Raw genomic sequence first — 15,868 nt, 5'->3', positions numbered from 1 at the left:
ATCACGCTGTCTTCCAGCGGCGGGCCCTGCGCCAGCTCACGCAGCCGCGCCAGGTGCGCCAAGCCTGGCAAGCCCGCTCGCGGATAGCTAGCCTCGTAGTAGTCCACCAACACCAGCAGCCGCCGCTGTACGAGGGCGTGCAGCCGCTGCAACTCGGCGTCTAGGTGACCGTACCGATCCAACTGGTCCACCGTGGCCGCGAACAATACCCGGTGCTGCTCATCTCGCATCTCCGACTTGGCTATCGGGAGAATCGGCGCCATCGGCCAGTCAGCATCGGCCGGATGCACCTGCGCGCCGTCGGCATACAGTGTCGCCTGGTAGGTCCGGGAAACATCCCGGACCGGGACGAATTCCTCGACCACACCGATGGTGCGGTCGATCCGCATGATCGTGCCGTCGTAATTGGTCAGCACATAGGCACTCGGACCGGTGTCGGTGAACTCTGTCACCGACGCCGTCGCACCCGGTCCCCGGTCAATCAGGTCAGCAACCAGCAGATCCGGTTCCGGATAAGGCAACTCACGCCCGGCGGCACCGTTGGATAAATCCTGAAGCATGGCGGAGAAGTTGTCGTATTCCGATCCCAGCACCGCCTCGTCACCGTGCAGGTCGGCGACCGTGACCAGCGCGGCGACCGTCTTGGGACTCACGCCCGCGACGGCTTCCTCGGGTCGAATATCCAACTCCGCCAATGCTTCGCCCAGCCTTCGGTCGGCCTCGGCCACCTGCGCCGCGGCCTGGGTCGTGTCCTCGCCACGGCCGGCCAGGCGCGCGTGCTCCAGCACCGCGGCCAGGTGTGCTCGACTGTCAGCCCGCATCCGCTTATGCCGCTGCTCATCCTCCTGAATTGCCTGCAACCGCGGGTCATCATCCTGCGCAAGCAGTTCCGCCGTGGACCGGTTCGGGTCCGCGTTCAGCTCGGTGAGCACCTCCCGGCGCTGCTGCCGCAGCCGGCCGCGGTCGAGGTCGGCGGCGTGCTGTGCTCGCGCCAGCTCCGCAAGCCGCGGGTCACCCTCGGCGGGAGTGTCCTCCGACATACCGATATTCGTCGACGGCAATGGAGCGTCGACATGCTCCTCGGTCAACCGGTTGACCGGGACCCCGAACTGGCGGAATTCGGCCGACCAGGAACCAACGACAACCCGATCAGACACCGGTGGGTACGGGTGGTACCGGTTACGGCCCGGATCGAACACCAGGATCTCGCCGTTTACGTTCACCAACCGGTAGGTGTGCGCACCCACCCGTTTCCCGTCGATCACCTCGTGCTCATGCTCGGCGTACTCGTCGACGATCACCGCCTGGGCACCGTTGCCCAATGCCAGCAGCCGACGCTTCACCGCGGCGTAGCGGTCCGTCGGCTCCTCTGGGTCCGTCGGGATCGGAACCAGCTGCGCCCGAAGGGCTTTCCGGAAGTCTTTCGGGTCGACACCGGCCAGACCGACGTTCTCCAGTTCACCGAACTGGAAATCGCTCCATGCCCGCAATTGTGCCAACACCTGTACCGCACACTGGTTGCGCAGGTGCTCCCCCAGCGGCGCGAGCCAGGCGGTGTCGCCGTTGTCGGTCACCACTACCGAATCCGGTTGTACTGGTTGGGTATCCAGATGCGCGAGGCCGGCCTCGAGTGCGGCGTCCCAGGACGACGCATACATCCGCTGGTAATGCGGCTCGTAATAGACAGCCGGCGCCTCGGAGCGACTACCTCCAGTCCGTGGGGGCCAGGGCAGCCGGGTCACAGTGCGCCGACCCTGCTCGTCGACGGTGACATGGAAGAAGGTCACGGGGACGCCGGCACGGGCCAGACCCGCCTGGTGCAGCACCGCATCCAGGTTCGCGACCGGGCCGGCGACCACAATCCGCCACGGTTTGCCCAGCACGATCCCGACGCCTTCGCCGACCGGGACCGCGCCTTCGGCGGCCAACACATCCCGAGCGGCCAGCACCCCGGCGGCCAGCCGGGCCTCGGGATGGCGCAATCGGCTGACGATGGCCTCAGGCAACTCCTGCGGGCCGGAGGCCACCGCCCACCTCTGCCAGGCCGTCGCCAGGCTGTCGACCTTTTCGGCGAACCGCTCCTGCCAAGCATCCTCAGGCAACTCATCCGGTAGCGATGCGGGGGCGATCTCCGTCGCCGGATCGAGCAGGGCCGCGGTGATGGTCTGGGCCAAGGCTTCCTCGTCGGCGCCGTGCCAGCCGTCGAACCGGGACGCCAACACCCTGGTAGGCCCGTTACCCGACGAGTCCTCCCCATAGTTGACCCAGCAGGTACCGTCCCAATCGCGGACGTATGCGATGTCGATCGGGAATCCGGCGACCTCGGTCCGAACCGAACCCCGCTGATGGTTCCTGCGCGGCGGAGCGTCGAAATGCAGGTGCTGGCCGCCGAGTTCACCGCGAACCAACCGGCGGGCCACGGCTCGGGCGGTGAACCGATCGCCCAGCTCGTCGACCTCGTCGGCCGGCACCCGACGGGCCAGGTCGCCGAGGGTGGTGTCGGCGGTGATCGGCCCTACCGAGGCCAGCCAGGTGTCGAATCCGACCCCGGGCAGCCGCCCATAGCTCAGATAGGCGTCGAGGAAGGCGGCCCGGATCTGCGCATTGCTGGGTTCTGCATACCGCGGCGCAACCTCTTCGATGGCGTCGACCGCGATCGCGGGCTCGCCGGGCCACCGCGTCGACAACTCGAACTCGTCCACGCCGAGCCGGACGAACACCACTCGGTAGGGCGGATTCGGTCCCAGGACATTCGCGAACTTCCGATGGTGGGCGACCAGATCGTCGAGTATCGCGTCGGGGCCACCGTCGGTGCCGAGGAGCACCAGCACATCGGGTTCGGACTCGGCCGTAGCCACATGCAGGACATGCCCACGCAGCGGTTCGGCGTGCCGCAAGTCCAGGCCGGTCCGCTCGGCGATATCCGCCGCCAGCTCCGCATCGTCCAACGCACGCCGCGATATTTCGGCATCGAGCATCATCCGGGCGTGCTCACGTTCGGTGACCAGCTCGACGAAGCGCAGCTGTCGCTGGATCTCCGTACGCCGATCGTCCCACTTCATCGCGCTCGTGATCAACGGTGTTCCCGCCCCGAAGGACTGCAGCCACTCCAGGTCGATATCGGCCACATCGGCCGGATCCACCTTCATCTCGGCGGCCAGCGTTGCCCACTCCCACTCGGCGCGCCTGCGCAGCTCGACCAGCGCCGGCGAGACCTCGCGTAGCTCGTCGACATCCTCGTCGATGCGAAGCCGCCCCGCCAAGGTGTCTATCTCGGTGGACAGGTCGTCGATACGCCGCTGCAGCAGAGAAAGTTTCGGGCGGGCGTTCTCGACCGGGCTGCTCTTACCGTGCCACCAGGCCGAGACCAGGAACTCCGACTGCCGCCGCACGCCGAGTTCCGCGGCGAGTTCTTCGTAACGGTCCTGTATCCGCGATAAACGCTTCAGGTCGTCGAGCATGGTGCGCAGTTCGCCGCGGTTGTCGAGGTCGCGCAGACGGGTACTACCGAACAAGGTGACATCGTCGAGTATGTCAACCGGAACCCCGAGGCTGGTCGCCAACGCGACCCGCTCGGTCGCGATATAGCGCAGCATCGAATCGATCGCCTCACGCACCGGAATCCGCGGCGACCCATCGTCCACGTGCATCCGCAGCGCGCGCACCTGCTCGTCGCGGCGGCGCTCCAGCTCCGCGAACTCGGGCGTATACGACGGCGGCTCGTTTCGGCCTGCGCCGTAGAGCAGATCGCGGACAGCGCCAGCGCTCCGCTCGAGCGCTTCCGTCGCCTCCAGATGCGTCAGCGCAGCCTGCTCGAAGCGTGTGACACGGCGCTGCTTCGGCTCGGTGTCGGCCCACTGTCGAAGCCGTCCAACGATATTCGCAATGTCCTCGCGAGATTCCAGGCGATATCCAGGCTCGAGTGGAAGGAGGTCGGCCAGTCCGTCGCGGAACTCGAGCGCCTTCCGGAGCGTATGCAAATCCCGGTCCTGTTGGGTGACCAGGCTTTCCAATTCCGCTCGTACCGCCTCCGGCAGCGGGTGCCGGGCCGAACCACCAGGCCTGAAAAGGAAACCGCCGGAGGCTACGGCATTGACGACAGCGCGGTGTCGGGAGCCGTAGACCTCGCCACTGGCCAAGTCGACGACCACGATCCGGCCGTCCCTGCTGGTCAACGCATAGGTGTGCGAAGGAGCACCCTCGTAGCTGTCGGTCACCACGATAACGGCGCCGTCCGTGAGCAGTTGCCGTATCTGGTCGTGCCCGCCCGGGAACTGCCAGTGCTGCGCCCCGAGCGCGGCCGACAGCGCATAATCCGGAGTACCGCCGACGTGATTCACATCCCAGGCGAGCTGCCCGATATCCGTGTTCTCGGTGAGGGCCGCAGCCGCCATCACCACCGCCGGTCCACAAGGGCCGCCGCGCCGACCGATGGCGGCCTTGGGCAGCTGCGCGACTCCGTCGGCGATCGCCAGATCCAGCCGTCGCACCTCGGCATCCGCCCGCACGACCGCGGCGACGACCCGGTTCAGTGCCGTCCGTCCGTCCTCCGCAATCGGTCGGCGCGACATCCGCTGTAGCTCGGAAAGCTGTTGCAGACCGAAGGTATCCGGATCGAACCCGAGCTCTGCCGTCAACTCGCGGTACTCCGCGGTGGCCACATGGTGGTCCACCATCGCCCGCACGCGCCCCGCATGCAGAGTGTGCAGTCTGGCTAGTTCGGCGTCGATCTGTCCCGTGCCGTTCAGCTGCGTGCGAGTGGCGGCATAGAGCCGGAAGGTTTCTTGTGCTCGCGTTCCCATCGCGATCAGGGCGTCGGTGGAATTCGCGGGCGGGGTCTGCGGCACGGTCTGCCATTCGCCGTCGACCGGGTGCACCGGCCCTTCGTCGGCATCGAAATGCACTGCTTCGACAATCCGGCCATCGCGACGTTCCGGAGCGAACTCCTCGACCACGCCCGAGTCTCGGTCGATCATCATGATCGTGCCGTCGATGTTGGTCAGCACATAGCGGCGCACCCCGGATCCGGTGTGGTCGATCAGCAAAGCCGTTGCGCCCGAGCCTCGATCGATCAGATCCTGCCGCACATACCACTGATCCGGATACCGCAGCACCCGCCCGCGGGTGGCCTCTGGCAGAGCCTCCGGTGACGCGCCGAATGCGACGGTATCCGGCCTGGCGACCACATCGTCGCCGAGCAAATCGGCCAGTGTCTGCACCGCCGCCACCACGTCGCCGTGCAGCACCCGCCCAATGGCGCCAGAGTGAATTCCCCACAGCGCCAACAGGTTCTCGATCTGCCGGTCCAGTTCGGCCACGCGCTCCGCAGCCGCATCCTTGGCCGGCCCCGGCACGCGCCGCGCGTGCTCCAACACCGCGAGCAGATGGCGGCGACCCAGATCCCGCAGCTGTTCGAACCGCTGCTCGTCCTGCGCGATACCCCGCAGCTCGTTCGACAGCTCGGTGTCCTCGGGCCCGCGTTGCACCAGCGTCGCACGCCGCTGACGCAACCGGCGGTACGCCAGATCCGCGGCATGTTGGGCTCGGGTCAACTCCGCCAAGCGTTGCGGTGAACCCCCGACCGGCTGGGCAGGTGTGCCGGCGACATGGACGTCACCACGAACATCACCCAGCTGGTCTTCCTTCGACACCAGCGGTTCGGCGTCGACGTCCAGGTCCGCGTCACCAGTCGCCGAGACCTCGACGGAATCCTGTTCCGGCAACGGCGGCCGATACTCGTCCGTGCCATCCGAAACCGAGCCGTCTGCAGAACTTTCGCTGTCGGCATCCAGCGTTTCAGTCTCGACGTTGTCGTGTGACATCCCCTCTGGGTCTGTCGTTACCGGCGCCGTCGGCTGCGCATCGTTCTGCAGCACCGTCCTGAGAGTGCGCTGCAGTGTGTCGTCCAAGTCCTGTTCGCGCTGCTGCAATTCGGTTTGCAGCGCGCGGTACTCGAGATCGTTGAGCCGGACCAGGTCCAATTCGGTCTCGGTCTGCTCGGCCTCCAGTTTCAGCCGAGCCTCGATGTCGCGGAGTCGCTGCTGCGCCATCCGTCGCCCCGCGACGACGTCGGTGAGCTCGGCACGCGCCTCGCGCAGCCGGATCAGTGTGCGGTTGTGGCGCTGCACCACTGCCTGTGCCTCGGCCTCGCGGCTGGTTCCGGCCGCGGCGGACCTGACGGTGCGGTTGTGGTCAACATGCGCCTGCAGGAGCGCGTTCTCCAGGATCTCGACGGCCCCGATTCGGGAATGTCGGCGTGCGGCAGTCCAGGCGTGGACCATCGCCTGGTCCTTGGCTAATACCTGCCCCAGCGCCGCAGTGGCCGGATCGTCCGCGGGCAGTTCCATGGCCAGCACTGCGGCCGCCAAGACGTCGAACTCCGCCGGGACATGGCCGTCGTACAACCGTTTGAATTGTTCGACCAGCTCGGGGCGCTCGCCCTGCAACCGGTTGTACTCGGTGTCCGGCGATGCCGGGTCGATACCGTGCTTTTTCAGTGTGGCGCGTTCCCTGTCGCGGCGCCGCACTTCCTCGACGTGGAATCCGGCCAGCTCGGCACCCAAGCCGACCGGGACATCGGCGACCGGTTCGGCTGCGGGCCACCGCTGCATCGCATCCGACAGTCCGTCGTCCAGCTGCGCGTGCAATCCCGCCAACGTTTCTTGGTCGTCGCGGATAAGCCGCATGGTGCGGGCCAACTCCTGCAGCTGAGCCGCTTCCACCACGAGCTTGTCGATCTGCAACCGCACCAGCGGATCCGCCTGATCCAACAGCTCCCGGAACTCCTCGCGGGACATCGACCCCGGGTCCTGACCCAAGATGTCGATCAGGTCCGTCACGGTGTTCATCGAACGCTGGAGCAGCTTCACTTCGGATTCGGCCGGATGCTCGGGATCCCACTCGGCGTAGTCGACCAGCTCGATATCCGCACCGGCCACCTGTTCCGGCTGCCGGGGGAACTGTTCGAGGGTGTGCGCCTGGTCGGCGATCCGGCCCAGACGTGCGGCCTCCTGCGCCAACTGCCGGAATTCGAACATAGCCAGGACATCTCGCCGGGCGCGCCGATATTGCTCATGCAGCGCCTGCGCCAGGGTGTCGATCTGCCGCATCCGGGTCTCGTGGTGATCGACTTCGGCGAATATGGCCATCCGATCGTGCAGCGACCGCAGGTACTTCTCGGCGGAGTCCACCTCCGACGACTTGTCCGCCTGCGCACGCAGGGTCTCCAACTCCTGTTCGAGCCGGGCCGGGTCATCGAGTGTCCCCTGCGGAAGTCCTTGCACCGACTCCAACAGCTCGACGGCCTGCGCATGTTCGGCTTCCAGGTCGGCCCGGGTACGCGCGGGGTCGGCCAAGTCGGCGACGTCATAGAACCGCAGCAGCCGCGCATGCAGCCTGTCCCGGTGCCGTTCTGCGGCATGCCGCAATTCATGCATGGCCAAGCGGAGTTCACCCTCGGAGAACTCCGGCGAATCCTCCGGCAGCGACAGCGCTCCTTCCGCGCCGTCACCATTACCGCCCCCCTGGCTGTCCGAGTCCGGCTGCGGTGGCTGAGCGGGTAGCTTCTGGTCAGCCGCGCTGTCCGAGGTCGAGTCCGCAGCCGAGGCGTCGCTGTCGGTGTCGGTGTCATCGAGGCCGACCGCGGTCACATCCGCCGAGCCGGTGCCCAGGTCATGCTGCGCCGTGCCGGCCGATTGGCCGGGTCGCGTCACCTTCACGGTTGTCCGCACCGCGGCGAGGGTGAGCTCCTTGTCGCGTTGCCGGCTTTCGATGCGCAGCATTCCGTATTCGGTGTTGCGGTAACGCGACTCGTTCAGGTCCGCACCGGTCTCGTCGGCCTGCTCGGCAAGCTGTTGCTCGAGTGCGACGAGTCGTTGCCGGGTTTTCCGCCAACGGACAACCACCTCGGTGAGCTCGGTGCGTGCCTGCCGCAGTGTCGCCAGCCGATCACGGCTGCGCTGTGCCTGCTGCTCGGCGGCGGCCTGCCGACTGCTGCCCTGGGCCGCGGCCGCGGCGCGCTCCGCCACCCGATGCTGCTCGTGCGCCTCCACCAGCGCCTGTTCCAGCAATGTCGCGACCGTGACCGAGTTCCTGGTGCGGGCACGGTCACCGAGCAGGGACAGTTTGATATCGACCGCACGCAGCTCGAGCACCGTCTCGGTCTCCGGCGTGCCGCCCGCACCAGGCGTCAGACCGGCGGCCTCCGCTTCGATCAGGTACGGCGTCAGTGTCACCGTTGTCGTGCCGCGCAACCGGGCGAGTTTGTCGGCCAGCCGGTTCCGGTCGCGTTCCAGGTCGGCGATCTCCTCGGGGTCGCCATCCGGGTCGAGAGCACGATCCACCAGTTGGACGCGTGCCGCTTGGTGCTGCAGCAACTCGATGCCACGGAGCCGGACCAGCATCGGCCCCAATCCGACCGGGGTATCGCTGACCGGCGCGGTCGTGGGCGATGCGTCCGCGGCCAGCGACAGAGCCTGGTCCAGATCGTCCCGCAGTCTCGGCAGCCCGGCCAGGCGTTGCTCCCGGGATTCGATCCGGTCGAGTGTGTCGAGCAGCTCCCGGATCTCCGCCCGCTGCTGGAACAGGTCTTCGAGCTTGAACCGACGCAGCGGATCACTCGCACCGTCCAGCAGCTCTTGGCGGCGCCGACCGGTCACCGCATCCGGATCCTCACCCGGGGACAGAAAATCGGCCAGCTCAATTCCGTTGATCACCAACCGTTCTTCCAGTCCCGTCCGGGTTTCCGCAGGCCGGCTGGGATTCCAGTCGTAAGTGATCAGGTCGATGTCGGCGCCGTTCACCCACTGCGGCCGCGGTGGATTCTCCATTTCGCGGAGTTCCACGGCCAGCTGACCGATCCAGGCGAAATTGTCGGCCATCCGCCGGAAAGCCTCGACGTGTCCCGGGTCGCGGCCGGCCCGCAGGAAGGACTCGTGCAGCGCCGCGTCCATGGTGTCGATCTGTCGCATCCGCTGCGCCATCCGGTCGGCTTCGGCGAAGCCCTGTACCCGGCGGTGCAGGCGACGCAGCTGCGCCTCGGCAGCGGCGAACTCGGTGGATTTGCCGTCCAGCTCCTGCAGGAACGCGAGCTCATGCAGCAGCGTGACCGGATTACTCAAAGTGCCCGGCAGCAGATCCCGCAGCCGTTCCATCACCGAACACACAGTGACGAAGTCGCGGAACAGCTCGCGCCGCGCCGCCGATTCCGGCAGCAGGTCGTCGGGCTCATAGTCCTGCAGCAGATCCGCCAGCAGCTGCTCGCGCCGTCGTTCCGCAGCGCGGCGCAGCTCACGAAGCGCCGGATTGATCTCGCCCGCAGTGAATTCCGATGGCTCCGGTTGCGTGGGGGTGCCCGCGACATCGGCGTCGCCGAGCCGGGAAGCCGTCGCCTCGTCCGGGACGGTGCCGATCTCGTGCGCCGGGTCGCCGAACTCGTCGAGTTCGATGAGGTGGCTCTCCTTGACCGTCCCGACCGCCATAGCCGGGTGGAATTCACCGATCACATTGCCGTGCAGATCGAGTTTGATCAGTTCGCCGCCCTCGTTCACCACGAGGTAGGCGTGCACCCGGTTACGTTTGCGTTTGCCGCCCCAGCCCGGCACATCGTCGTAGTAGGTGTCGATGACCAACGCCCCGTGGCCCTGCTTGGTGCGGCGCTGGTCCTCACTCGGACCGTCCTGCGGCTGCTTCGGCAGCGGGCGGCCTTCCGGCATCCCCAACAGCCGGCCCGCGATCAGCTCATGCCCGGCGGTCCCTTCGCCCGCGAAGTCGATGCGACCGCCGGCCAGCCAGCCCAACGCGGCGGCGGGGGCACCGTCCTTGTCCATCACGACATCCGGGATCGCCACCGCGCGAACCGGTTTGCCCTCTTCGCCCTCGGGCCGTGCCGCCTCGCGGGCCTTGCGCACCTCGTAGTAGTAGTCATTGGCCGTCAGCCCGGTCGTCGGCACACAGTTGCCGTCCTCGGGTGCGGGCCCGACCGCAGGGACCAGGAGGGACTCCGCGGGCTCACCGTTCTCCCGGGCCTGGCGCGCGAGTTTGATGCGCTCGGCCAGCGCGACGACCCGGATACGCATCTGCGCCGCACCGTCCTCGTCGGCCTCGTCGATCTTCGCATCGAGCCGATGGTGTTCGGCGACCAGGCCCGAAATGAGGGCGAGTGCGCTCTCATCAGACCCGTTCTCCCGCAACATATTCAGCGTTTTGTCCGGTTGCCGCAGCAGCGCGTCCACCGTCTCCAGCACCGGCAGCACCACCGGGTGGCGTTGGTTGCGCAGCCCCTCGGGCAGGGTGTCGCGGGCCTCCCGCACCGCCTTGGTCAATGCCTGGCGGACTGCGCCGCGGTCGATCTCCAGCTGCGGCCGCCTGCTGCGGGGATCGGCGGTGGGCGGCTGCCGGTCGACGAGATCGTCCACTATCGCTTCGATATCGTCACCGACATCACCCAGTCCGCCTGCGCTGTATGCGGTGACCGCCGCAGTGATCTCCCGCGCGAAGGCAACGAAGTCGGAGCCATCGAGCAGGATGGTGACTTTGAACAGCCCGAGCGTCAACAACTCTTCACAGGTGTTGATTTCGGTGCGAATCAAGAAGTAGTCGATGTCGTTGTCCCACAACTGTTTCCAGTCGACGCCCCGTTCTTTGGCCTCTTTGATCAGCCGGAGCTCGGTGAGGCCGCGTTGATACTGCGCCGCCCGCCGCCGCGTCACCAGCTCGGCGAGCTCATCGCGCAGCGCACGCAGCAGTTCGAGTCGATGCCGCCGGTACTCCACCTCCGCTTGGGCCAGCGCCTGCTCGGCCTCTGTTTCGGCGGCATCCAGGGTCCGGCCCGCCTCACGCAGCTGGGTGTACGCGTCATCGAGCGCGTCATCCAGGTTGCCGAGGGTAACTTCGCGCACCTCCGCTGTCACGTAGCGCTTGAACAGACCTCGGGCGGTATCGAGCTCACTCAGCCGCTGCAGGACCTCGACCGCTTCCGAGCCACCGCGACCCGGCTCCAACTGCCCGGTCAGTTTTAGCACCTCGGTGGCCGTCAGCCGTTCGACTTGCTGCGCCTGCTGCTCGGCGGTGAGCCCCGGATAATAGAGCGCGACGAATTCCTTGGCCAGGTCGGCGCGTTGCCGATCCAGACGATCGGACTCGGCCTCGTCCAATAAATCGACGTCCAGTGCGACCAGTTTCGCCCGCAGGTCATTACGCCACTGCTGTTCCTCGAGCTGCAGATCGACCAGCTCTGGTCCCAATCCGATCGAGCCCTCTGGAATCGCGCGCAGTTCATCGCCGACCGACCCTCGCAAACCGGCAGTCAGTTCGCTGTTCAGCTGCTCCAGCCGTTCATTGCGGCGCTCAATCCGACCGGCCATGTCGAGCAGCTCGTGGACTTCCGCCCGCTGCTGGACCAGCTGATGCGCCTCCCACACCCCGTCCCGGGCAGGTTCCCTGGTGATCAGCTCGTCGACCATCTCGGGAGTCACGGTGTCCGGATCCACATTCGGGAACAGCTCGCCCAGGTTCGCCCCATTGGCCAGCAACGCGAATTCCAGGTTCTGCCGGGACTCCGACAGGTTCATCGGATCCCAGCCGTGGGCCGACAGATCGATGTCGATGCCACGCACCGGCCGTGGCCGTGGAACATTCTGTTGCAGGTCGGTCAGCTCCGCGGCGATGCGACCGAGATCCGTGGCCTGGACGGCCAACTCCCGGAACACCACAAAATCGCGGCCTTCGCGGCTGAGGCGGCGGCGGCGATACCTGCCATATTCCGCGTACAGCGCCGCCGCCAGCGTGTCGATCAGCTTGACCCGCTCGTTGAGCCGATCAGCTTCGTCGAGCGTCCGGATCTGCTCGCTCAGCGTCCGCACCAGGGCAGTGGCGTGCGCTATTTCGGCCTGGTGCTCGACCTGGGCTTCCGGCGACAGGTCACCGAATTCCGCCAATGCCATCTGGTTCTCGTGAAGCCGCTGCTTCAGGTCTCGGCGCGCCGGCGAGTCGAACGGGCCCGAGAGTATGTCCTCGATGGGGTATTCCACCGACAGCGCCGCGAGGAGGCCATCCCGTCGCCGTTCCGCCGCGCGCCGCAGGGCGTGCAGCGCCGGATGCAGCCGTCCCTGGAACTCCGGCGAACCGTCGTCCGGCGGCAGCGACGGCGGCCCGTCCGCGCCGCCACCGTCACCCGCGCCACGACCACCCGAGTCGGGGCCCGCCGGGGTGCTGGTCCCGAACCTTGCCCATGCGGTCTTGAATACCCCGAGCAATCCCTTCGACCAGTCCGGGCCGCCCTGCAGCACCGCACGGTGCCGATCAACCACCAGGACCTCACGCACGCCGGGAATCGGGTTGCGATGCAATGCCGCGGCCAGCTCATGCGGCGAGACGGCGCTGTCGGCCAGCGAGACCACCACCCTGCCGGCCCCCTGATGCGCAAGCAGGGTGCGGATCGCCTCGGCGTCCCTGGCTGCCGGGGCGATGTGCGCGAAATCCCGTCCCTCGACCCGGAATCCGCCGTTCTGATGCTCGACCTGGAACCCGGCTCGGGCCAGCGCCGCCGCGGCCGTGATCTCGTGCCGCAGCTGCCGCCGCCCGATCGCGTCCAGCTCCGCGTGGATCCCTGTCGGAACACCGGCCGCGACCGCCGACGGGTCCTGGCGTCCCGACGGCTGGGTCTGTTCCTCCGGTCCAGCCCGTGGTTCGGCCAGGGCAGCCACGCCGCCGATCGGCACCGCCGGAGCGGCGCGGCCGATGACCTCGGCACGGTCGCGCTTCGGGTCGTACCGCGTCCAGGCCTGGCCGTCGTCGCCGATGACGATGCCGTACACCTCGTCGATGCCCCATTCGGCGCGTTCGGCCAGCCACTCGCCGATCTGCTGCGCCCCGGTCCAGGTGTATTCCACATCATCGATCGTTTCCCGGACCACGACGTCACCGGAGGCGGTGCGCTCGATCGAGAAGGCGTGCGCCCCCTTGTCACCGAATACCATTGCCCCGGCGACGAATCCGACCTCATTATCGAGGTCGGTGACCAGCGCGAGCGCCTCGCGCAGACCGGCGACACCGTAGCCGAGGCTGCCTTCCTCCCACTCCGCGTTCAGGGCCCGCACCAGTTCGACTTCCGCGACACCGTGCGTCCGGATGTCCCCCGTCTCGACCAATACCGGGAGATTCAGCTTCCGCCCGGATACCCGTTCGATATATGCCTGGCCGTCCCGTGCCACCGCGACCGCGCAATTCAACACCCGCCGCAGCTGTGGCGGGATCGTGCCCGGTTCCGGGCGGACCGACGGGAGCCCTTGTGCCAAAGCGGTGTCCAGCACCGCGTCGTGGTAGGCAAACGACGGGGTCTCCCGGGCGCGGCGGCGTGCTTCGGCGAGGGTTTCCAGCCGAGCGGCATGGCTGTCGAATTGGCCTAGTCGCGTCTGCCTGTGCTGGTGTTCGGCGGCGGCCTCGCTCAGCTCGACCAGGCTCCGCAAGCGTTGCGCCTCTGCGCTGTTCGCGTCGAGTGCGGCAGCCATTACCCGATACCGGTCGGCATCCATGGCCTGCAGCAGGTTCGGCAGTTCGTCGGTGTCGGCGGGGAAGCTCTGCAGGTGCTCGCGGTACCGGTCGTCGAACCGGCGCTGCGCCGTGATGTTCTCGGCATAGGCGGTCCGAGCTGCCACCAGCAGCGCGTCGATTCGGGCCACCTGGGCCGCATTGCCGGCAGCGGCAGCTTCGGCGCGCACCGTGGCCAGTTCGGCGCGCAGCTGCCGACGCGCACCCGCCCCGGTGTCCGGGCGTTGGTATCCGGTGTCGGCGGCGACCTGCTCCGTCGGCTGCGCTGCTATCAGCTCGGGCAATTCCGCTATGCCGTCGGCTAGTTCGCTGTGCAGGAGGTCTTTTCGTGCCTCGAGTTCCTCGATCTCGACATTCGCCTCGACCATGTCGCCGAGGATCCGTCGGCGTTCGCCGGACGCCTGGTCGCGCAGCTCGCGCAGGCCGGCCGAACGTTCCCGGTAGGAATCCCACGCCCCCATATCCACGTCGTCGAGTTGGACGGCCAGGCTGCCCAGGCGGCGCAGCGGGGCGTCGAACTTCTGCCAGAGCGAACCGCGTTCCGCGACCTTGGCGCTGAGGGTGTCTGCCGCCGAACGCAAGCGGCGGTAGCGCTCGTCCCAGTACCGATGGGCGACCTCGGCCGCATGCGTCTCGGGACCGGACTGGTCGCGCCGCGGGGTGCCGCCCCGCAGCATGGCCACCTGCCGGTGCCAATAGGCCTCGCGTAGCGCGGTTTCCAGCGCCTCGAGGTGCCGCACCTGGGCTTCGGTGTCGACGTACCTCTGCGCTGGTGCGAATACAGCGTCGAAGGATCGCAACGTCCTGGCTATGCGGGTCGCTTCGAGATTGTCGGCCGAAGGGAGATTGTCGCTGCGGGGCGACAATCTCAGCCAGCGCTGCTCGACCTCGGCCGGAGTCAAGTCGGCCGCTGTGACGTCCCCCAGTTGCGTGGCGAGTGCCTCGGCCAGCTTTTCCCGGAAGGTGCGCAGCCGCGCCACCTCAGCGGCAGTCATACCGTACGGATCGAACGTAATTTCCAGGTCGCGGTGCCGGAAATGGGTGACACCTATCCGCGCCAGATCGGCGTCTGCCTTGTCCCGCTGCTCGGCCGCCTCGTGGCGGACCAGCACCAGCGTGTCGGGCAGCGGGCTCCCGGGGCCCTCGAAATGATTGCCCGCAGCCTGCAAACCGAGCTTCAAACTGAAGTTCAGTCCCGCAAGGTCGTCGGAGGCGAGGGTGAATGTTGTTTCGGCGTAGCGGATCTGCCGGGCCAAGTCCTCCAGGCGTACGGCTTCGGCGAGCGTCTCGCGGTAGTGCGTCTCGGTGAGCGTTCCCTGCCGGTAGCGCTCATCGGCATAGCCGAGGGCCGCCACCAACCCGTCGATCTGGCGAATCCGCGTCAGCGCCACATCCCATTGCGAGACCAGCGTCAACAGGTCATAGAGATCACGGAATTTCTGCTCGGCCGCAGCCAGCAGCGGGTCCTTGTCGGTCCGCTCGGCCAGCATCTCGAACACTTGCTGCACCACGGGCTCGTCAGAGAGGTCGTACGCCCTCACCCCGGGAAAGTGAGCGGCCAGTTCCCGCTGGGCGGCGCGATAACGCTCGCGCCAGTCGCGGAGGGTCCCCGTGCGCTCGTCCAGCAGCTCGTCCACACTCACGCGCGACCCGAGCTTCTGCTCCAGTCCGCGCAACTTCTGCTCGAGTTCGGCCCGCAACCGCGGGGCCCGATCTGCGGCGTCGGCACGGATCTGCGCCAACGTCTCGCCCAGCTGCGGCGGGCTGCCCGCCGGCGGGATCGGCGGTCCGGGATCCTCGGGCCGCGAGGAATGCCCGACGGTGATGTCGAAGGTCGGTGCGGCGTCGACGGTTCCGGGCAGCTCGATGGCATTGCCGTGCCGGTCGAAGGCCATCAGCCAGACGTCGGTCAGGTCGGCCGGGTCGGTATTGTCCAGCTCGCCGCGGTACCGCTCGTTGATCCCCTTGCCCGGGTCCTGCCAGACGACTCGGCCGATGCCGTCCGGGCCACGGGTGTATCGCAACCGGAAGGTGTGACCACCCACGCCGTAGTCGTCGCCCACCTTGTGGCCGTAGACCATCAGCACCGACAGCCCCTCGGCCTGTTCGGCAGGCAGGCTGTCGCCCAACATGCGCAGCGCATCGACCGCCTGACGGGCGGGCGGGCGACCCGGCTCCCCTGGGAAGCCGCGCAACTCGCCGCCCGCCGCCGCGACGTAGCCCGACAGCAACATTCCTTCCGGGCCAACGTATTCCGGAACCAGGATGTCCGGATTGCCGGTTTCGGCCGCATGCAGCGCGAGAGCCCATTGCGCGCACT

Annotated in this window: 1 protein-coding gene (cut by both window edges); it reads right to left on the bottom strand. The window is 67.6% G+C overall.

This entire window lies inside a single protein-coding gene on the bottom strand: locus AB4Z47_RS07600, encoding a LacI family DNA-binding transcriptional regulator (protein WP_441949028.1). The 64,554-nt coding sequence extends 30,766 nt beyond the window's left edge and 17,920 nt beyond its right edge, so the window shows coding positions 17,921-33,788 — codons 5,974 (partial) to 11,263 (partial); reading right to left, the first codon wholly in view occupies positions 15,864-15,866. The start codon and the stop codon both lie outside this window.

Origin of the sequence: Nocardia sp. 2TAF39, assembly GCF_052114905.1 — a bacterium.
GTDB lineage: Bacteria > Actinomycetota > Actinomycetes > Mycobacteriales > Mycobacteriaceae > Nocardia.
Note: the sequence above shows the minus strand (reverse complement) of the source record. Positions and strands in the feature narration are given on the sequence as shown.